The 19082-nt window shown below is 69.8% G+C and carries 17 protein-coding genes; 9 read left to right on the top strand and 8 right to left on the bottom strand.

Features of this window, described 5'->3' with window-relative positions; all coding sequences use genetic code 11:
- The first annotated feature begins 58 nt into the window (after positions 1-58).
- Genes secD through ACIPEP_RS13300 form a run of 4 tightly spaced genes read left to right on the top strand, consistent with a single transcriptional unit; the run spans position 59 to position 5576 of the window.
- Positions 59-1810, top strand: coding sequence for a protein translocase subunit SecD (gene secD / locus ACIPEP_RS13315; RefSeq protein ID WP_071294679.1), 1752 nt, complete (start codon positions 59-61; stop codon positions 1808-1810).
- Complete coding sequence (gene secF / locus ACIPEP_RS13310; RefSeq protein WP_070418977.1) at positions 1810-2811, top strand: protein translocase subunit SecF; 1002 nt, start codon at positions 1810-1812, stop codon at positions 2809-2811. Before secD ends, secF begins: the two co-directional genes overlap by 1 nt.
- Positions 2811-3158, top strand: coding sequence for a rhodanese-like domain-containing protein (locus ACIPEP_RS13305; RefSeq protein ID WP_092387135.1), 348 nt, complete (start codon positions 2811-2813; stop codon positions 3156-3158). The genes secF and ACIPEP_RS13305 overlap by 1 nt, the downstream gene beginning before the upstream one ends.
- A gap of 57 nt (positions 3159-3215) precedes the next feature.
- The gene (locus ACIPEP_RS13300) at positions 3216-5576 is read left to right on the top strand and encodes a bifunctional (p)ppGpp synthetase/guanosine-3',5'-bis(diphosphate) 3'-pyrophosphohydrolase (RefSeq protein ID WP_229085942.1); all 2361 of its coding nucleotides are present in this window, start codon (positions 3216-3218) and stop codon (positions 5574-5576) included.
- 26 nt (positions 5577-5602) lie between these two features.
- Here the strand turns inward: ACIPEP_RS13300 and ACIPEP_RS13295 are convergent, their stop codons facing one another.
- The 3 genes from ACIPEP_RS13295 to deoC form a co-directional block, all read right to left on the bottom strand.
- On the bottom strand, positions 5603-6181 hold the full coding sequence (locus ACIPEP_RS13295; protein ID WP_402717509.1) for a type IV toxin-antitoxin system AbiEi family antitoxin: 579 nt from the start codon (positions 6179-6181) through the stop codon (positions 5603-5605).
- Between the two features lie 156 nt (positions 6182-6337).
- Entirely contained in the window at positions 6338-7285 is a 948-nt protein-coding gene (locus ACIPEP_RS13290) for an ROK family protein (protein ID WP_070419594.1), read from the bottom strand.
- A gap of 129 nt (positions 7286-7414) precedes the next feature.
- A complete protein-coding gene (deoC, locus tag ACIPEP_RS13285) occupies positions 7415-8146 on the bottom strand; it encodes a deoxyribose-phosphate aldolase (RefSeq protein WP_402717508.1) in 732 nt (243 codons plus the stop codon).
- Positions 8147-8188: 42 nt separating this feature from the next.
- Here deoC and ACIPEP_RS13280 point away from each other — a divergent pair, with 42 nt between their 5' ends.
- The 4 genes from ACIPEP_RS13280 to ACIPEP_RS13265 all read left to right on the top strand — a co-directional run bounded on the left by ACIPEP_RS13280 (position 8189) and on the right by ACIPEP_RS13265 (position 12404).
- A complete protein-coding gene (locus tag ACIPEP_RS13280; RefSeq protein ID WP_070418981.1) occupies positions 8189-9721 on the top strand; it encodes an SDR family oxidoreductase in 1533 nt (510 codons plus the stop codon).
- Positions 9718-10302, top strand: a complete 585-nt coding sequence (locus ACIPEP_RS13275) for a GDSL-type esterase/lipase family protein (protein WP_071294684.1) — start codon at positions 9718-9720, stop codon at positions 10300-10302. Before ACIPEP_RS13280 ends, ACIPEP_RS13275 begins: the two co-directional genes overlap by 4 nt.
- The gene (locus tag ACIPEP_RS13270; RefSeq protein WP_402717507.1) at positions 10302-10757 is read left to right on the top strand and encodes a DUF6804 family protein; all 456 of its coding nucleotides are present in this window, start codon (positions 10302-10304) and stop codon (positions 10755-10757) included. The genes ACIPEP_RS13275 and ACIPEP_RS13270 overlap by 1 nt, the downstream gene beginning before the upstream one ends.
- Before the next feature lie 93 nt (positions 10758-10850).
- The gene (locus tag ACIPEP_RS13265; protein ID WP_071294685.1) at positions 10851-12404 is read left to right on the top strand and encodes a stealth conserved region 3 domain-containing protein; all 1554 of its coding nucleotides are present in this window, start codon (positions 10851-10853) and stop codon (positions 12402-12404) included.
- A gap of 113 nt (positions 12405-12517) precedes the next feature.
- On the opposite strand, the gene ACIPEP_RS13260 is transcribed toward ACIPEP_RS13265, so the two are convergent.
- The 5 genes from ACIPEP_RS13260 to ACIPEP_RS13240 all read right to left on the bottom strand — a co-directional run bounded on the left by ACIPEP_RS13260 (position 12518) and on the right by ACIPEP_RS13240 (position 17901).
- Positions 12518-13477 carry a phosphodiesterase gene (locus ACIPEP_RS13260; protein ID WP_071294686.1) on the bottom strand — a complete coding sequence of 320 codons (960 nt, stop codon included), beginning with the start codon at positions 13475-13477 and terminating at the stop codon, positions 12518-12520.
- 168 nt (positions 13478-13645) lie between these two features.
- A complete protein-coding gene (locus ACIPEP_RS13255; RefSeq protein WP_070418986.1) occupies positions 13646-15331 on the bottom strand; it encodes a cytochrome bc complex cytochrome b subunit in 1686 nt (561 codons plus the stop codon).
- Complete coding sequence (locus ACIPEP_RS13250; RefSeq protein WP_070418987.1) at positions 15331-16398, bottom strand: ubiquinol-cytochrome c reductase iron-sulfur subunit; 1068 nt, start codon at positions 16396-16398, stop codon at positions 15331-15333. The genes ACIPEP_RS13255 and ACIPEP_RS13250 overlap by 1 nt, the downstream gene beginning before the upstream one ends.
- Before the next feature lie 33 nt (positions 16399-16431).
- Positions 16432-17241: a cytochrome c gene (locus ACIPEP_RS13245; RefSeq protein ID WP_071294687.1), complete on the bottom strand. Its 810-nt coding sequence runs from the start codon at positions 17239-17241 to the stop codon at positions 16432-16434.
- A gap of 21 nt (positions 17242-17262) precedes the next feature.
- The gene (locus ACIPEP_RS13240) at positions 17263-17901 is read right to left on the bottom strand and encodes a heme-copper oxidase subunit III (RefSeq protein WP_031260857.1); all 639 of its coding nucleotides are present in this window, start codon (positions 17899-17901) and stop codon (positions 17263-17265) included.
- A 70-nt stretch (positions 17902-17971) separates the two neighbouring features.
- Here ACIPEP_RS13240 and trpD point away from each other — a divergent pair, with 70 nt between their 5' ends.
- The gene (gene trpD, locus ACIPEP_RS13235) at positions 17972-19027 is read left to right on the top strand and encodes an anthranilate phosphoribosyltransferase (protein WP_070418989.1); all 1056 of its coding nucleotides are present in this window, start codon (positions 17972-17974) and stop codon (positions 19025-19027) included.
- The last annotated feature ends 55 nt before the right edge of the window (positions 19028-19082 follow it).

The raw sequence follows: 19082 nt of genomic DNA, 5'->3' as shown, positions 1-19082 counted from the left end.
CGGCGACACCTGCCGCCGGTCAACCGCCGTCGGTCCTGACAGAAAGACGAGACGACCGGTGGCACGATCGACACCCGTCAAGAAGGCGATCCGCTCGCTGACCTGGTTGGTGATCCTCATGGCGGTCCTCGCGGGGTTGAACACCGCCGCGTCGGTCCTCGCCGGGAACACCAAGGACGACAGCGGCAAGTGGTTCGAAGGGGCCAGCTGGGTCCCGGAACTCGCCCTCGACCTCCAGGGCGGCACGCAGCTGACGCTCGCGGCGCAGAACACCGAGGGCGGCTCGGTGACGAGCCAGCAGCTCAACCAGGCCGTGAACATCATCCGGCAGCGCATCAACGCGACCGGTGTCTCGGAATCGCAGATCAACACCCAGGGGACGAACAACATCGTCGTCTCCATCCCGGGCAAGCCGGACAAGGCGACGATCGACCGCATCGAGGCGGCGGCGAAGCTCACGTTCCGCCCGGTCCTCTACACCGAGGCGGCGACCAACACCGCGGTGGGCGGCAGTGGGTCCTCGTCGGCCTCCGCGACGCCGTACTCCCCGCCGGCATCGCTCGCCGCGACGCCGAGCGCCAAGCCGACCAACGGCAGCGACCTGAACTGGGTCACGCCGGCGCTGCAGGACCTGTACACGAACTACAACTGCAACGCTCCGGACGACGTCACGACGGCGCCGGACGACGAGCCCCTCGTCACCTGTGACCAGGACGGTGCCGCGAAGTACATCCTCGGCCCGGTCGAGGTGTCCGGCTCGGGCATCAGCAACGCCACCTCCGGCCTCGCGACCGACTCGCAGGGCACGTCGACCGGCCAGTGGGCCGTCAACCTGACGTTCAAGGGCAAGAGCTCGGACGACTTCCGTGACGTCACCAGCCGGCTCGTGAAGCTGCAGCCGCCGCAGAACCAGTTCGCGATCGTCCTCGACGGCTCTGTCATCACGGCGCCGGCGTCGAACGCGGCCATCACGAACGGCAAGGCGCAGATCACCGGCTCGTTCACGGCCGACTCCGCGAAGACCCTCGCCGACCAGTTGAAGTACGGCGCGCTGCCGATCAACTTCCAGGTCCAGTCGAACGAGAACATCTCCGCGACGCTCGGTACCGCGCAGCTCGTCGGTGGCCTCGTGGCGGGTCTGATCGGTCTGATCCTGGTCATCATCTACTCGGTCATCCAGTACCGGGCGCTCGCGTTCGTCACGGTCCTCTCGCTCGGTGTGGCCGCGGCGCTGACGTACCTCGTGATCGCGATCATGTCCTGGCGCGTCGACTACCGCCTGTCGTTGGCGGGTGTGGCGGGTCTGATCGTCGCGATCGGCATCACGGCGGACTCGTTCATCGTGTACTTCGAACGCATCAGGGACGAACTCCGCGACGGCCGGGGCCTCGAGAGTGCCGTCGAGTCCGGGTGGAAGCGTGCACTGCGCACGATCCTGGCGTCCGACTCGATCAACTTCCTCGCCGCCGTGGTGCTCTACATCCTCGCGGTGAGCGACGTGAAGGGCTTCGCGTTCACGCTGCTCCTCACCACCCTGATCGACGTCGTCGTGGTCGTGATGTTCACGCACCCGATGATGCAGCTCATCGCCCGCAGCCGCTTCTTCGGCGAGGGACACCGGTTCAGCGGGCTCGATCCCGCGGCCCTCGGTGCCGTCTACCGCGGTCGCGCGCAGTTCCGCGCGCCGGTCGTCGACGGCAGGCGTCAGCGCAGCGCCGGTGAGGCGCAGCGTCGACAGACGATCGCAGAGCGGAAGGCCGCGCAGGCCTCCGGCGAGAACGGCACGACGCCGGACGGGAAGGACGACTGATGGCCAGCTTCAGCCAGTTCGGCAGCGACCTCTACACGGGGAAGCGTTCGTACGACATCGTCGGCCGACGCAAGACCTGGTACGTCATCGCGATCATCGCGATCGTGGTCTCGCTCGCGGTCCCGTGGCTGCGTGGCGGGTACCAGCTCGGCATCGAGTTCACCGGCGGGTCCGAGTTCACGCTCTCCGACGTGAAGACGCTCGACCAGAACCTCGCCACCGAGACCGTCGAGTCGATCGTCCCCGACGGCGTCCCGCGTGTCTCGCAGCTCGGTACGCACGGCATCCGCGTGCAGACCGGCCAGCTCACCGACCGTGAGACCTCCGAGGTCCAGGACGCCCTGGCGAAGGCCTACGACGTCCCGGACAGCCAGGTCGCCGCGACCTTCATCGGTGCGACCTGGGGTGCCGACGTGCTCAACCAGGCGATCCGCGGCCTCGTGATCTTCCTCGCCCTCGCGGCGGTGTTCATGGCGCTGTACTTCCGCACCTGGAAGATGTCGGTGTCCGCGATGGTGGCGCTCCTCCACGACCTCCTCATCACGGCGGGCGTGTACGGCATCGTCGGGCTCGAGGTCACGCCCGCGGCGGTGATCGGCTTCCTGACCATCCTCGGCTACTCGCTGTACGACACCGTCGTGGTGTTCGACAAGGTCCGCGAGAACACGAGCCAGGAGTCCCACCGCACCTTCGTGCAGTCGGTGAACCTCGCGGTCAACCAAACGCTCGTGCGGTCGATCAACACCTCGGTCGTCGCTCTGCTGCCGGTCGGCGCGATCCTCTTCATCGGGTCGTACATCCTGGGCGCCGGAACGCTCCGCGACATCTCGCTCGCGCTGTTCATCGGCATCATCGTCGGCACCTACTCGACGATCTTCATCGCGTCGCCGATGTACGCGCACCTGCGAGAGAACGAGCCGAAGATCAAGCAGGCCGACGCCAAGAAGCAGGCCGCTGCCGCCAAGCGTCAGCGCGAGGTCGACGCGACGGCGGGCGTCTGATGCCGGCGGAGATCGTCGACATCGACGTGGCCGAGGCCCGTCGGCGGATCGACGCCGGCGCGCGCCTGTTCGACGTGCGCGAGCAGGGGGAGTGGGACGAGGTCCACGCTCCCGAGGCGACCCTCGTGCCGATGTCCGAGTTGGTCGCGCGGTGGAAGGAGATCGACGGCGGCGACGAGCCCGCGATCATCGTCTGCCACTCCGGCGGACGCTCCGCGCGGGTCGTGGCGGCACTCGAGCAGTCCGGGGTCCCCGCGGTGAACCTCGTCGGCGGCATGGTCGCGTGGGAGCAGTCGGGCGCCCCCGTGGTGCGCGACGCCCAGGGCGAACCGCGTCACGAGCACTGACCGGACACGCGTAGTCTTGTCGGATCGAGCTCGGACGGGCATCCCGGGAGGCGCAGCATGACGGACACGCGTGAGTCCACGCCGCAGGACGCCTCTGCGCCGCGGGCAGGGCAGGACACCGGCTCCGCGAGCCGCCCCGGCTCCGCACCCCGGCCGACGAGTCCGCTCGGGCCGAACACGACCGGCAACCTCGGTTCGCTCCGGTCGCTGCTGCCGCGGCTGTTCTCGCGCGCCCAGCCCGCCGGTGCCGTCGACACCCTGATCCGTACCGTCCGGTCGCACCACCCCAAGGCCGACGTGACGCTCATCGAGCGCGCCTACTCGGTGGCGGAACGCGCGCACGACGGGCAGAAGCGCAAGTCGGGCGAGCCCTACATCACGCACCCGGTCGCGGTGGCGCAGATCCTCGCCGACCTCGGGATCGGGCCGATCACCATCGCCGCGGCGCTCCTGCACGACACCGTCGAGGACACCGACTACCAGCTCGACCAGCTGCGCGAGGACTTCGGCGACGAGATCGCCATGCTCGTCGACGGCGTCACGAAGCTCGACAAGGTCAAGTACGGCGACAGCGCCCAGGCCGAGACCGTCCGCAAGATGGTCATCGCGATGTCGAAGGACATCCGCGTCCTGGTCATCAAGCTCGCCGACCGGCTGCACAACGCCCGCACGTGGGGCTTCGTCGAGTCGACCTCCGCCACGCGCAAGGCGAAGGAGACCCTCGAGATCTACGCGCCGCTCGCGCACCGGCTCGGCATCCAGATGATCAAGCTGGAGCTCGAGGACCTCTCGTTCGCGGTGCTCCACCCCAAGCTGTACGTCGAGATCGACAGCCTGGTGAAGGAACGCCAGCCGAAGCGCGAGCAGTTCGTCCAGAACGTCATCGGCACGCTCAAGAAGGACCTCAAGGCCGCCAAGGTCCGCGGCGAGGTCATGGGCCGCCCGAAGCAGTACTACTCGATCTACCAGAAGATGATCGTCCGCGGGCGCGAGTTCGACGAGATCTACGACCTGGTCGGCATCCGCGTCCTCGTCCCGACCGTGCGCGACTGCTACGCGATGCTCGGTTCCGTGCACGCGCGGTGGACGCCGCTGCCGGGTCGGTTCAAGGACTACATCGCGACGCCGAAGTTCAACCTGTACCAGTCGCTGCACACCACCGTCCTGGGGCCGCAGGGCCGTGCGGTCGAGATCCAGATCCGCACCCACGAGATGCACCAGCGGGCCGAGTTCGGTGTCGCCGCCCACTGGAAGTACAAGCAGCGCGCGGCCGGCCGTGACGTCGACTCCTCGTCGGCGACCGACCAGGACATGGCGTGGCTGGCGCACATCACCGACTGGCAGGCCGAGACGAGCGACCCGGGGGAGTTCCTCGACTCGCTCCGGTACGAGATCGGTGCGAAGGAGACCTACGTCTTCACGCCCCAGGGCAAGGTCATCGGGCTGCCGTCCGGTGCGACCCCCGTCGACTTCGCGTACGCCGTGCACACCGAGATCGGCCACCGCACGATGGGCGCCAAGGTCAACGGGCGTCTCGTGCCCCTCGAGAGCGCCCTGTCGAGTGGCGACGTCGTCGAGATCTTCACCTCGAAGAACCCCGACTCCGGCCCCAGCCAGGACTGGCTGACCTTCGTCCGGAGCCCCCGCGCCCGGAACAAGATCAAGCAGTGGTTCACCAAGGAACGCCGTGAAGAGGCGATCGAGCAGGGCCGCGACGCGATCGCGCGGGCCATGCGGAAGCAGAACCTGCCGCTCCAGCGCATCATGAGCCAGGACTCGATCTCCGAGGTCGCGTCGTCGATGCGCTACGACGACATCTCCGCGCTGTACGCGGCCGTCGGCGAGGGGCACGTCTCCACGCAGTCGGTGATCGAGAAGGTCCTCGGGAACGTCCAGACCGAGACCGAGACGGAAGAGCCGGAGCTCAGCTTCCCCCGCCAGGTCACGAGCCGGCAGCTGCGCAACAGCGACAGCGGCGTCCTCGTGCGTGGCGCGCCGGACATCCTCGTCAAGCTCGCGAAGTGCTGCACGCCGGTCCCGGGCGACCAGATCGTCGGGTTCATCACCCGCGGCCAGGGCGTCTCGGTGCACCAGGCCTCGTGCACGAACGTCAAGTCGCTCATGAACGAGCCCGACCGGATGATCGAGGTGGAGTGGGCGCCGTCCTCGAAGTCGGTGTTCCTCGTGCAGATCCAGATCGAGGCGCTCGATCGGTCGGGGCTCCTCAGCGACGTGACCCGGGTGCTGACGGACCACCACGTGAACATCCTGTCCGCGACGGTCTCGACGTCGTCCGACCGGCTCGCGCTGAGCCGCTTCGTGTTCGAGATGGGCGACACGACCCACCTCGACCGTGTGCTCAACGCCGTGCGACGGATCGACGCGGTCTACGACGTCTACCGGGTCAGCGCGGGCTGACCCGAGACCCGGTCGACCAGACCGGGTCAGCGCGGGCCGACCGAGTCCCCGGCCGCGTCGAGCACGGCCCGCAACCGCCGCTCCGCCTGCCGGGCCATCGGGATCGTCCCGAGCGTCGCGAGGGACCCGGTGACCGCGTCGACCGACACCGCACCGATCGCCAAGAGCCCGGCAACGGCCGCGGCGTCCGACGGGTCGAACCCACCGGGCCGGTCCCCGGGGCTGCGCAGCAGGTCGACGACCGTGCGCAGCGGCGTGGTGACGCGGAGGCCACCGAGCACGACGACGTCCTCGTCCGTGATCACGACCTCGCGGACGCGCAGCGCGCCGTCGACGTGCACGCGGACCCGGAGCGGGACACAGGCCTCGAGCGGGGTCGGTGCACGCGAGACGGCACCCCAGACCCACGCGGCAGTCCGGGTGCTCGCGATGAGGCGGGCGTCACGGAGTGCCCACGCCGCGGCTGCCGCCCGGAGCGCCGGGGTCTGCGGTTCGGCGGGGGAGGCCCAGCACGCCCCGACGGCCACGAGCTCGCCGGCGAGGACCGCTGCGCGCAGCTCGGCCTCGGGCCAGTCGTCACTCGTCAGCAGCCGGGTTCGGGACACCCGGACATCCTGCCCGACGCGCACGGCGCGTCGACGCGCCCTGTGGAGAGCGACGGACGTGCGGCCGCGACGCGACCACCTGTGGGCCAGGAGGTACGGGTCGGCCCCGCACCGCGCCTCCTGTCCGTCAGCACGTGCCGTCGAGCGCCGACGTCGTCAGCGCAGCACGTCGGCCCGGTGCACGAGCGCCGCGGCGCCGATCAGGGGACCGTCCTGCGACAGCCCCGTCGGGACGATCCGCACCTTGGTCACGAAGCCGAACTCGACGCGCTCCGCCACCGCCTCGCGCGCGTACTCGAAGAGGTCGGGCGTGACGTGCGAGAACCCGCCGCCGATGGCCACGACCTCGAGGTCGACGAGGCTCGTGGCCGCCGCGATGGCCTGTCCGAGGGCGCGACCGCTGCGCTTGACGGCCGCGACGGCGATCTCGTCGCCCGCCGCGTAGGCCGCCGAGAGTTCCTCGCCGGTGCTGCCCGTGAACCCCTGCCGCTGCGCCCACGCGACGGTCTTCGGGCCGCTGGCGATCGCCTCGAGGCAGCCGGTGCCGCCGCACGCGCAGTGGTCGTCGAAGCCGCCGCACTCGACGTGGCCGATGTGCCCGGCGTTGCCCGTCGGGCCGCTGACGGTCCGGCCGTGCAGGATCAGGCCGCCGCCGACGCCGGTGGACACGATCATGCCCATCACGTGGTCGGAGCCCTGGGCCGCACCGACCCAGTGCTCGGCGAGCGTGATCGCCAGGCCGTCCATGCGGAGCGTCACCGGGACGCCGGCGGGGACGTGCGCGGCGACGCGGTCCCGGAGCGGGTACCCGCGCCAGACCGGCATGTTGAGCGGGGACACGAGTCCGTGCTCCTCGTCGACCGGACCGGCCGAGCCGATGCCGACACCGACGAGCGTGGCGTCCGTCGGCAGCGCGGCGAGGGCGGCCGTCACGACCTCGTCGACCGCGGCCTGCAGCTCGTCGGACGTCCGGCCGGGCCCGGTCGGGCTGCGGAACCGCGTGGCGGGGAGGACGACGCCGGCGTCGGTGACGAGGGCCGCCTCGACCTTCGTACCGCCGAGGTCGACGGCGAGGGCGAGGGGGGTGGACTGGGTCGTGGACATGCGCGCTCCGATGCGGCGGTCTGGAGGCGCGGTGCCGGTCCCGCACGCGTCGTCGCGTCCGGTGGGGCGCCGGCCCCTGGTGGTGGGTCGGGTGGTGCTGGAGGTCGCGGGGGCTCGCGCCCCGGACCGTCAGTAGGACGTGGTGTCGTCGCCGACGGCCGACGCGGTGCCGGTCTCGGCGCGGTGCGCGACCTCGTCGAGGATGCGTGCCGAGGCGCTCGTGCCGATGCGGTCCGCGCCGGCCTCGACCATCTCGAGCAGCGTGTCGAGCCCGCGGACGCCGCCGGAGGCCTTCACGCCGGTGTCGGGGCCGACCGTGGCGCGCATGAGGGCGATGTGCTCCGCGGTGGCGCCGCCGCCGGCGAACCCGGTGGAGGTCTTCACGAAGGCGGCACCGGCGGACCGTGCGGCACGCGACGCGGCGACGATCTCGTCGTCGGTGAGGAAGGCGGTCTCGAGGATGACCTTGACGACGGTGGTGCCCGCGGCGTCGACCACGGCGCGGACGTCGGCCTCGACGCGCTCCCAGTCGCCGGACTTCGCGGCGCCGATGTTCTGCACCATGTCGAGCTCGAACGCACCGTCGGCGAGGGCCTGCAGCGACTCGGCGACCTTGGCCGCGGTGGACGTGGTGCCGTGCGGGAACCCGATGACCGTGCCGACGCCGACCCCGGTGCCGGTCAGGCGCTCGACGGCGTGCGCGACGTCGCTCGGGCGGACGCACACGCTGAACACGCGGTACGCGGCGGCCTCGTCGAGCTGGGCGTCGACGTCCGAACGCGTGAGTTCGGGCTTGAGGATCGCGTGGTCGATGAGACCACGGACGGCATCGGCGGTGACGGAGAACGCTGCTTTGTCCACCCGGCAAGCCTACCCGGAGCCGAGCCGCGTACCGTGCCCCGCATGCGCGTCCTCGTCACCGGGGCCACCGGCTACATCGGCGGTCGTCTCGTCCCACGTCTCCTCGAAGCCGGTCACACCGTCCGCGTCTTCGTCCGCACGCCCCGGAAGCTGCAGGACGTCCCCTGGCACGACGACGTCGAGATCACCGCCGGCGACCTGCAGGACGCCGACGCGGTGCGCCGGGCCGTCGCCGACATCGAGGCCGTCTACTACCTCGCCCACGCGATGGGGGCGGACGGCGACTTCGAGCGGGCCGAGCGGGACGCCGCCGAGACCATGGCGCGCGAGGCATCGGCCGCCGGCGTGCGGCGGTTCGTGTACCTCGGCGGCCTGCACCCCGACGGCGAGCTCTCGAAGCACCTCCGCAGCCGCAAGGAGGTCGGGGACGTCCTGCTCCACTCCGGCGTCCCGACGATCGCGTACCAGGCCGGCGTGGTGATCGGGTCCGGGAGCACCTCGTTCGAGATGATCCGCCACGTCACCGACGTCCTGCCGTGGATGCCGGCGCCGCGGTGGGTCCGGAACCGCATCCAGCCGATCGCCGTCCGTGACGTCCTCTACTACCTCGTCAAGGCGCTCGACATCCCCGCCGACGTCAACCGCACGTTCGACATCGGCGGCCCGGACGTCCTCCGCTACGGGCAGATGCTCAACGGGTACGCCGTGGAGGCGAAGCTCCCGCAGCGCCCGATCTCGCCCCTGCCCGTCCTCACCCCGGGGCTCGCGGCGCACTGGTTCAACATCGTGACGCCGATCCCGCGGAAGCTCGCGAAGCCGATCATCGAGTCGCTCCAGTTCGAGTGCGTCCAGCGCGAGCACGACATCGACGACGTGGTGCCGCGGCCGGAGGGCGGGCTGACCGGGTACCGCCGCGCGGTCCGTCTCGCCCTGAGCCGCATGCGCACCGGCGAGGTCGAGACCAGTTGGCGGAACGCGACGCTCGCGGCCACCCCCGCGGACCCGCTGCCGAGCGACCCGGACTGGGCCGGCCACACCGTCTACGTCGACGACCGCAAGCGCCACTCGGCCGCATCTGCGGACGACGTCTGGCGGGTCGTCGAGTCGATCGGCGGCGAGAACGGGTGGTACTCGTTCCCGCTCGCCTGGGTGGCCCGCGGGTGGATGGACAAGCTCGCCGGGGGAGTCGGCCTGAACCGCGGTCGCCGCGACCAGAAGCGCCTCGAACAGGGCGACGCCCTCGACTGGTGGCGCGTGGAGCGACTCGAGCGCGGGCGCTACCTGCGACTGCGCGCCGAGTTCAAGTCCCCGGGCCGCGCCTGGCTCGAGATGACCGTGACCCCCGCGGACGACGGCGGCAGCGACTACCGGCAGCGGGCGATCTACTTCCCCCAGGGGCTCGCCGGCCGCCTGTACTGGTACTCGATCCTGCCGTTCCACGGCGTGATCTTCCCCGGGATGGTCGAGCGCATCACGGCGGCCGCCGAGCGGGAGTCCGAGCACACCGAGTCGACGGGGCGGAACTGGACCCAGCAGAATGGGAACCCGGAACCCGCACACGAGGAGGCAGCATGACCGAGGAACGCACGAGCGTCCTGTTCCTGGGCGACAGCATCACCGAGCAGGGGTCGTGGGACGCCTGGCTGCCCGACGAGCGGACCGTCAACCAGGGCATCGGCGGTGACACGACCGACGGGGTCCTCGCACGCCTGGACGCCGTCGTGGCCGAGCAGCCCGAGGTCATCGTCCTGCTCATCGGCACGAACGACTTCGGCAACCACCGCAAGAGCGTCGAGCACGTCGTCCGCGGGGTCGAGTCCGTGCTCGTGACCCTCCGCCGCGAGCTCCCGGGCGTCCGCCTGCTCCTCGTCTCCATCCTGCCGCGGCAGGCGGAGTACACGGCGAAGATCGAGGAGGCGAACCGGCACCTCCGCCAGTTCGTCGCCACCTGCCACGCCCAGTACCTCGACGCGTGGCCGGCCCTCGCCGACGGCGACCACCTCGACGACCGGTTCACCGACGACGGCCTGCACCTCACCGAGGACGGCTACCGGGCCTACGTCGCCGAGCTCGTGCCCGCGCTCGAACGGGTGCGCGAGCTCCCGCCGATGTCCCGGTCCATCCAGGCGATCGACCTCGACGGGGCCACCGCCTGATGGCAGGACGGAAGGGCCGACCACCGGCCGGATCGTCGCTGCACGGCGTGCCGGTGGGCGGGGCGGAGCCGACGCGGTCTGGCTCGGCGTCTGGCCGAGGGGCAGGGCGCGAGCTGCCGCCGTTCACCCGGCCCGCCCTCGCCCCGTCGCTGATCGCGGCGATCGTGCTCCTCGCCTGCGTCGCGATCGTCGACTCGTCCGGCTTCGTGTTCGCCCGCTGGGGTGTCACCGTGCTCAGCCTCATCGTCCTCGTCTTCGCCGTGCGGGGGCGGACGTGGTGGGCGGCGCTCCTGCTGGCCGCGATCGCCGTCTGCTGGAACCCGCTCGCGGTCGTGCCGATCCCCGGCGAGGTGTGGGCGGCACTGCAGCTCGTCGCGGCCGCCCTGTTCATCGTCGTCGGCATCGTCGTGAAGGTGCCGCGCGAGGCGGAGGCGAGCAGCGCCTCCAGGCCCTAGCCCGGGCGACCGACGAGCGGACCGAGCGTCCGCGCGGACGGTAGGATGAGTCGCCGGGCAAACGGGTCCGGCGCACTGATCCGAAGGGTGTGGATGAGCAACGAGACCGAGCCGGTGACCGAGAGTCCTCTGCTGAACCCTCGACCGTCCTCCGGCGGTCTCGAACGTCCCGACGTCGTCGTGCGGAAGGGACGCCTGACGCTCGTCAACGGGCACCTGACGCCGCAGCAGTCGATGATCGAGGACCTCCTGTTCCTCGACGACGCCCTTACCGCCGGTGACGTCGACCACCTGCTCATCCGCGGCAACGACCAGCGGCCGGTGATCGCCCTCGACGAGCGCGACCGGCAGCGGGCGGAGAGCGCCGTGATGGCCGCCGCCGCGAACGAGCCCTTCTACGCGAAGCCCCCGGGGAAGCCCGCGGTGCTCGTCATCGACGACGGCCTCGGGTCCGTCGACGAGCCCGTCCTGCGCGTGTTCCGGCCGCGCCTCGAGCCGCTCGGACGCCTGCGCTACGGCGCCGAGACGAGCGTGCAGCTCGAGTTCTGGCGGGTCACCGACACCGAGGTCCTCGCGCCGGTCGAGAACGCCCTGATGCGCCGCAGCCTGCCCGTCGACGAGTTCGTGCTCGTCGACATCGAGCGGTACGGCCGCACCTGGCGCACGGTCGAGCACATGTTCGACGACCACGTGTCCGACATCCGGTTCCCGATCGACATCGTGTTCTCGTGGGTCGACGGCAACGCCATCGAGTACCAGCGGGCACGACAGGCAGCGCAGTCCGGCGCCGTCCTCGGCGAGGGCGACGACGCCCCCGCCCGCTTCCGCCAGATCGACGAGCTGAAGTACGCGCTCCGGTCGGTGCACACGTTCGCGCCGTGGATCCGGCAGATCTACATCGCCACGGACTCCCCGGCGCCCGCCTGGCTCGCCGACCACCCCAAGGTGCGCATCGTCCGCTCCGAGGAGTTCTTCGCCGACCCCTCCGTCCTGCCGACGCACAACTCGCAGGCCGTCGAGTCGCAGCTGCACCACATCCCGGGCATCAGCGAGCACTTCATCTACTCGAACGACGACATGTTCTTCGGCCGCCTGGTCGACCCCTCGGTGTTCTTCAGCCCGGGCTCGGTGACGAAGTTCATCCTCGCGACGACGCGGATCGGCCTCGGGTCGAACAACCCGGCACGCAGCGGGTTCGAGAACTCCGCCCGGGTCAACCGCCGACTCCTGCAGCAGCGGTTCGGTGCGGTGACGACCCGGCACCTCGAGCACGCGCCGACCCCGCTGCGTGCCTCGATCATGACCGAGATGGAGCACGAGTTCGCCGACGAGTTCGCGGCCACCGCGGCCTCACGGTTCCGTGCTGCCGAGAACATCTCGGTGACGAACTCGCTGTACCACTACTACTCGCTGCTGACCGGCCGGGCGATCGTGCAGGAGAACGCCGAGGTGCGGTACATCGACACGACGATGCAGTCCGGTCTGCGAGCGCTCGGCGACCTGCTCAAGAAGCGGAACGCGGACTTCTTCTGCCTGAACGACGGGAGCTTCCCCGAGGTCAGCGACGAGGAGCGGACGCAGCGGGTGACGGACTTCCTCGAGAAGTACTTCCCGTTCCCGGCGCCGTGGGAGCGCCCCGCGGGCTGAGGCCGGGCGCGCGCGGGCCCCGCGCCCGGAGGCCCCGCGCCCGCACATGGTGAGCAGAAATGGTCGGGTCCACAGCGCGGACCCGACCATTCCTGCTCACGAAGTGCGGCGGCCTACCGGTGGACGGGGGAGACCGGCACGGAGTCGAGCGTGAACACCGGGATGCTCGACGTCACCGGCGCGGGCTCCGCAGCCGCCGGGATCGTCACGCCGGCCGCAGCGAGCCGAGCCTCGGTCTGGGCGGACGACACCGGCTCACCAACCGTGGCGTAGTGCCCGATCGGCACGACCGAGTGCACCACGTTGTGGCCGTAGACGTGCACGAGGTTGAACGACTGCGCGCCGTCCTGCCCTCGGGTACCGCCCTGGTACTCGGTGAGGTCCTGCGTGTAGCACGTGGCGCTCGCGACCGACACCGGGATGCCCGCGAAGACGGCGCTCGTCGAGTAGTGCAGGTGGCCGGCGATGATGGCGATGACGTCACTGCCTTCGACGACCTCGGCCAGGGCGTCCTGGTCGCGGAGCTCGACGAGGACGGCGAGGTCCTGCACGCTCGGCACCGGCGGGTGGTGCATCGCCAGGATGGTGCCGTGCGGCGCCTGCTCCGACAGGACCTCGGCCAGCCAGTCGAGCTGCTCGGGGGAGACCTCGCCGTGGTGAGCGCCGGGCACGCTCGTGTCGAGGGTGATCACCCGGAGGCCGTTCACGTCGTAGACGAAGTCGACCGGACGATCGGTCGGCTGGAGCCCGAACAGCTCCTGCCGGAAGGCGCCGCGCTCGTCGTGGTTGCCCATCGCCCAGATGACCTGTGCGCCGATCCGCCGCGCGGCCGGCTCGACGATGTCGCGGATGCGGGCGTACGCGCCGGGTTCGCCCTTGTCGGCGACGTCGCCCGTGACGACGATGGCCTCGGGACGCGTCCCCGACGACTCGATGTCGGCGATGATCTGGCCGAGCCGCGCAGCTGAGTCGACGTCACCGTAGAGGTCGCCGTCACCCGCCACGAGATGGGTGTCGCTGAGGTGGAGCAGGAAGTGGTTCGGCCTGGGGTGTTCGGCCGTCCGGCTGTCCATCGGGGTCTCATTCCGTTGGTCGGGTGCGTGGTGCAACACAGTGCCACACCGTCCTGGACGAGTCCAGCACGTGTCGGTGAATCGAACGTGAACGCGGCACGGCGTGTTCCCGCACGCACGACGAAACCCCCGCCACCGAGGTGACGGGGGTTCCGATGCGCGGGGTGCCTAGTGCTTCGACTCGACCGCGGGCGCTTCGTGTCCGGCTTCGAGGTCCGGGCCGTGGTGCGCAGCATGCGCAGCCTCGAGCTCGGCCTTGGACACCGGGGTGATCCGGTCCTCGAAGAAGAAGCGCGACATGCTGGCGCGGGCCTTCTGCAGGCTCGAGATCTTGCCTCGGGCGTTCGGACGGATCATGAGCGGCTTGTACTCGTTGAACTGCAGGAGCTTCCAACGCTCGTACTCGTCGAGCTGCTCGTGCACCTCGATGTACTCGCCGTGGGGGAGTCGCACGATGCGTCCGGACTCGTACCCGTGCAGGACGATCTCGCGGTCCTTCTTCTGCAGGGCGAGGCACACGCGCTTCGTGATCCAGAAGGCGACGAACGGGCCGAGGACCGTCGTGGCCTGGATCACGTGGATGACGTGGTCGATCGACACGTAGAAGTGGGTCGCGATGATGTCCGACGACGCGGCGGCCCAGAGGCTCGCGTAGAGCGTGATGCCGGCGGCACCGAACGCCGTGCGGGTCGGGGCGTTGCGCGGGCGGTCGAGGATGTGGTGCTCACGCTTGTCGCCGGTGACCCAACCCTCGATGAAGGGGTAGATGAAGATGGCGAGGATGAGGAACACCAGCACCGCGATCGGCACGAGGATGTTGAACGACACCGTGTAGCCGAACCACACGACCTCCCAGTGCGGCGGCACCAGACGGAGCGCGCCGTCGGCGAAGCCGATGTACCAGTCGGGCTGGGTACCGGCGGACACCGGGGAGGGGTCGTACGGGCCGTAGTTCCAGATCGGGTTGATCGTGAACAGCGACGCGATGAGGGCGAGGATGCCCGCGACGATGAAGAAGAACCCACCGGCCTTCGCCGCGAACGCCGGGAGGATCGGCACGCCGACGACGTTCTCGTTCGTCTTGCCGGGGCCGGCGAACTGCGTGTGCTTGTTGATGACGACCAGCACGAGGTGGACGCCGAGCACCGCGACGAGGATCGCCGGGAGCAGCAGGATGTGCAGCGTGTAGAGGCGGCCGACGATGTCGGTACCCGGGAACTCGCCACCGAAGAGCAGGTAGGCGATCCAGACGCCGATGACCGGCACACCCTCGATCATGCCGACGATGATCCGCAGACCGTTGCCGGAGAGCAGGTCGTCGGGGAGCGAGTAGCCCGTGAAGCCCTCGGCCATGGCCAGGACCCACAGGATGAAGCCGAACACCCAGTTGAGCTCACGCGGCTTGCGGAAGGCACCGGTGAAGAACACGCGGGCCATGTGCAGCATGATCGAGGCCACGAACAGCAGGGCCGCCCAGTGGTGGATCTGCCGGACGAAGAGCCCGCCGCGGATGTCGAACGAGATGTTGAGCGTCGACTGCAGTGCGGTCGACATCTCGATGCCCTTCAGCGGGACGTACGAGCCGTGGTAGACCACCTCGGCCATGGACGCCTGGAAGAAGAACGTGAGGAAGGTACCGGACAGCAGGACGACGACGAAGCTGTACAGCGCCACCTCGCCGAGCATGAAGCTCCAGTGGTCGGGGAAGATCTTGCGCCCGACCTCCTTCACGAGGCCCGAGATGCTCGTGCGCTCGTCGATGTAGTTGGCGACCCCGCCGATGATGCGGGATCCGCGCTCCGGTGCCGGCTTGGTGGTCGACGACGCGGGTGCGTTGGTGGTCGTGCTGCTCATCAGCGTTCACGCTCCCAGAAGGACGGGCCGACGGGCTCGTGGAAGTCGCTCTGCGCAACCAGGTAGCCGTCGTCGTCGATCGCGATCGGAAGTTGGGGGAGGGGGCGTGCCGCCGGCCCGAAGATGACCTCGCAGTTGTTCGAGACATCGAAGGTCGACTGGTGGCACGGGCAGAGCAGGTGGTGCGTCTGCTGTTCGTACAGGGCGACCGGGCATCCGACGTGGGTGCAGATCTTCGAGTACGCGACGATGCCGTCGTAGCCCCAGTTCTCGTGGCCCTTGGAGGGGTTGAGGTCCTTGGGGTCGAGGCGCATGAGGAGGACGGAGGCCTTGGCCTTCTCCTCGAGCATGTCCTCCTTGTCGAGCATGCCGTCCGGGATGACGTGGAACACCGAACCGATGGTCACGTCGGACGCCTTGATCGGCAGACCCGTCGGGTCCTTCGTCAGGCGCGTGCCCTTCGCCCACATGGTGTGGCGGAGGAGTTCGTTCGGGTCGGCCGCGGGCGCGAGGTCGCGCACGAGGACGATGCCCGGGAGCGGGAAGGCCGCCAGGGCGCCGATCATCGAGTTGCGGATCAGCTTGCGACGGCTGAAACCGGACTCCTTGTCGGCGAGCTGGAACGCCTCGACCGCCTTGGCGCGGGTCGCGTCGGTGCCGCGGGTGCCGTGGCGGAGCTCGGTGATCTCGCGGTCCACCACGAGCGACTTCGACCAGTACACGGCGCCGAGGCCCAGCGCGAGCAGGGCGAGGGCGATCGAGAGGCCGAGCCAGAGGTTGGCCGTCCGGACGGTCCCGAAGTCGTCGGAGTCGATCGGGAAGGCGACGTAGGCCGCGATCGCGAGGACACTGCCCACGATCGACAGGTAGAAGAACGTGGCGACCTGACGCTCGGCCAGGCGCTGCTTCTTCGGGTCGACGTCGGTGCGGCGTGCGCGGTGCGGCGGCTCGCCCGGGTTCTCGAACGGGTCCGTCGGCAGGACCGCGATCCCGGCCGAGGTGGTGGTCGTGCCGTGCTTCTCGACAGCCGAGGACGAGTTCAGTGCCTCGTCGTCGTGCTCTGCCATGGTGTTCCCTTCAGTGTCGTTCGACACGGACGATCAGTTGGACTTCGCGGTCAGCCAGACGGTCATCGCGACGACCGCGCCGAGTCCGAAGATCCAGATGAACAGACCCTCTGCCACCGGGCCGAGGGAGCCGAGTGCGAACCCGCCGGGCGACTTGTTGTCCTGCACGTACTTGAGGTACGTGATGATGTCGGCCTTCTGCTCGGGGGTGAGGTTCAGGTCGTTGAACACCGGCATGTTCTGCGGGCCAGTGACCATGGCCTCGTAGATGTGCTTGCCGGACACCGACTGCAGGTTCGGCGCGTACTTGCCCTCGGTCAGGGCACCGCCGGCGCCGGCCACGTTGTGGCACATGGCGCAGTTGATGCGGAAGAGCTCCGCACCTTCGGCGGCGTCGCCGTCCTCGCCGTTGGTCAGGCTCTCGGAGGGGACCGCGGGGCCGGGGCCGAGCGACGCGACGTACTCGGCGAGTGCGTCGATCTGCTCGTCCGTGAACTGCGCGGGCTTCTCTTCGGCCTGGGGGCCCTGGGCGGCCATCGGCATGCGGCCGGTGCCGACCTGGAAGTCGACCGACGCGGCACCGACACCGATGAGGGACGGACCCTCGCTGGTGCCCTGCGCGGAGAGGCCGTGGCAGGTGGCGCAGTTCGAGGCGAAGAGCTTCTGGCCCTCGTTCACCTTCGACTGGCTCGAGGCCGCCACGGTGCTCGTGCTGTCGTCGGCGTTCGCCGTGGAGCTGAACAGCGCGTACGCACCGCCGGTGGTCATGAGACCGACGACGATGAGCGACACGGTCGCCATCGGGGAACGGCGGCCCTTCTTGGACTTGGTTCTGTTGAACATGCGGTGGGGGCTATCCAGTTCCTACTTGAGAAGGTAGATGACGGCGAAGAGGCCGATCCAGACGACGTCGACGAAGTGCCAGTAGTACGACACGACGATCGCGGTGGTCGCTTCCTTGTGACCGAAGTTCTTGGCGGCGAACCCGCGGCCGAGCGTCAGCAGGAAGGCGATGAGGCCACCCGTGACGTGCAGACCGTGGAACCCGGTGGTCATGTAGAAGGCCGAACCGTAGGCGCTGGAGGAGAGCGTCACGCCCTCGTGCCAGAGGTTCGCGTACTCGAAGATCTGGCCGCAGACGAAGATCGCGCCCATGCAGTACGTGACGAAGAACCACTCCGTCATGCCCCAGTCCTTGGGGTTCCAGCTCGTCCGGTGCACCTGGAAGCGCTCGGCCGCGAAGACCGCGAACTGGCAGGCGAAGCTGGACAGCACCAGGATGATCGTGTTCACCGAGGCGAAGGGCACCTCGAGCTTGGCGGTCTCGGTCGCCCAGAGTTCGGGCGAGGTGCTGCGCAACGTGAAGTAGATCGCGAACAGGCCGGCGAAGAACATGACCTCGCTGCCCAGCCACACGATCGTCCCCACGGCAACGGCGTTCGGCCTGTTCAGGACCGGACCGCTGGCGGATCTGGAGAGAGGGGTGCTAGTCACAGACTCCATTATGGCCGAAACCACGGACAGTGTTTTCGCAGCCAACTGGCGGGTCTCTCGAATTCACTACGATCAGAGCATGCTCGACGCTCTCACCTGGCCTGCCGTGATCAGCGCGCTCATGGCGCGCGAAGACCTGACGATCAGCCAGTCCACATGGGCCATGCAGGAGATCGTGGCAGGTCGGGCCACCCCGGCGCAGATCGCCGCCTTCGTCGTGGCCCTCCGCGCGAAGGGCGAGACCGTCGACGAGGTCGTCGGTTTCCGCGACGCGATCCTCGACGCGGCCGTCCCGCTCGACGTCGACCCGATGGCACTGGACATCGTGGGCACCGGCGGCGACGTCGTCGGCACGGTGAACGTCTCGACGATGAGCGCGATCGTGATCGCCGCCGCGGGTGTCCCCGTCGTGAAGCACGGCAACAAGGCGAGCTCCTCGAAGTCCGGGTCGAGCGACGTCCTCGCCGCACTCGGACTCGACCTGACGATGGACGCCGCGCGTGTCGCGGACACGTTCCGGCGTGTCGGACTGACCTTCGCGTTCGCGAGCGCCTTCCACCCCGGGTTCGCGCACGCCGGACCCGTCCGCCGCGAGATCGGCGTCCCGACGGTGTTCAACTTCCTCGGTCCGCTCGTCAACCCCGCACGGTGCGAGGCGAACGCCGTGGGCGTGGCGCAGCTCGAGCTCGTCCCGATCATCACGGGCGTGTTCCAGACCCGCGGGGCGACCGCGCTCGTGTTCCGCGGCGACGACGGCCTCGACGAGCTGACGACGACCGGGCACAGCCACATCTGGGAGGTCACCGGCGGCCGCGTCACCGAGCACGACCTCGACCCGCGCGACCTCGGGATCGCCCGGGCCCGGATCGAGGACCTGCTCGGCGGCGACCCGGAGCACAACGCCGCCGTGGTGCACCGCGTCCTCGCGGGGGAGACCGGTCCGGTGCGCGACATCGTCCTGCTCAACGCCGCCGCCGGCCTGGTGTCCTTCCGCCTGGCGGAGGACCCGGCCGAGGTCGACCGCCCGATCCTGCAGCGCTTCCGCGAGCAGCTGGTCGTCGCGGCCGACGCGATCGACTCGGGCGCCGCCGCGCGCAAGCTGGCCGACTGGGTGGGCGCGACGCCCGTCGCGTGAGCGCAGACGCAACACAGCGGAGGCGCGGTGCCGGTCTGTGGGACCGGCACCGCGC

The sequence above is a fragment of the Curtobacterium sp. NPDC087082 genome, from assembly GCF_044745045.1.
In the GTDB taxonomy this organism is placed as follows: Bacteria; Actinomycetota; Actinomycetes; order Actinomycetales; family Microbacteriaceae; genus Curtobacterium.
The sequence above is the reverse complement of the archived record's forward strand: the minus strand, read 5'-3'. Positions and strand labels throughout refer to the sequence as shown.

Coding starts and splice junctions, on each gene's coding strand:
- secF (WP_070418977.1), top strand. CDS start 1,810: ATGGCCAGCTTCAGCCAGTTCGGCAGCGACCTCTACACGGGGAAGCGT.
- ACIPEP_RS13305 (WP_092387135.1), top strand. CDS start 2,811: ATGCCGGCGGAGATCGTCGACATCGACGTGGCCGAGGCCCGTCGGCGG.
- ACIPEP_RS13300 (WP_229085942.1), top strand. CDS start 3,216: ATGACGGACACGCGTGAGTCCACGCCGCAGGACGCCTCTGCGCCGCGG.
- ACIPEP_RS13290 (WP_070419594.1), bottom strand. CDS start 7,285: ATGTCCACGACCCAGTCCACCCCCCTCGCCCTCGCCGTCGACCTCGGC.
- ACIPEP_RS13280 (WP_070418981.1), top strand. CDS start 8,189: ATGCGCGTCCTCGTCACCGGGGCCACCGGCTACATCGGCGGTCGTCTC.
- ACIPEP_RS13275 (WP_071294684.1), top strand. CDS start 9,718: ATGACCGAGGAACGCACGAGCGTCCTGTTCCTGGGCGACAGCATCACC.
- ACIPEP_RS13270 (WP_402717507.1), top strand. CDS start 10,302: ATGGCAGGACGGAAGGGCCGACCACCGGCCGGATCGTCGCTGCACGGC.
- ACIPEP_RS13265 (WP_071294685.1), top strand. CDS start 10,851: ATGAGCAACGAGACCGAGCCGGTGACCGAGAGTCCTCTGCTGAACCCT.
- ACIPEP_RS13260 (WP_071294686.1), bottom strand. CDS start 13,477: ATGGACAGCCGGACGGCCGAACACCCCAGGCCGAACCACTTCCTGCTC.
- ACIPEP_RS13255 (WP_070418986.1), bottom strand. CDS start 15,331: ATGAGCAGCACGACCACCAACGCACCCGCGTCGTCGACCACCAAGCCG.
- ACIPEP_RS13250 (WP_070418987.1), bottom strand. CDS start 16,398: ATGGCAGAGCACGACGACGAGGCACTGAACTCGTCCTCGGCTGTCGAG.
- ACIPEP_RS13245 (WP_071294687.1), bottom strand. CDS start 17,241: ATGTTCAACAGAACCAAGTCCAAGAAGGGCCGCCGTTCCCCGATGGCG.
- ACIPEP_RS13240 (WP_031260857.1), bottom strand. CDS start 17,901: ATGGAGTCTGTGACTAGCACCCCTCTCTCCAGATCCGCCAGCGGTCCG.
- trpD (WP_070418989.1), top strand. CDS start 17,972: ATGCTCGACGCTCTCACCTGGCCTGCCGTGATCAGCGCGCTCATGGCG.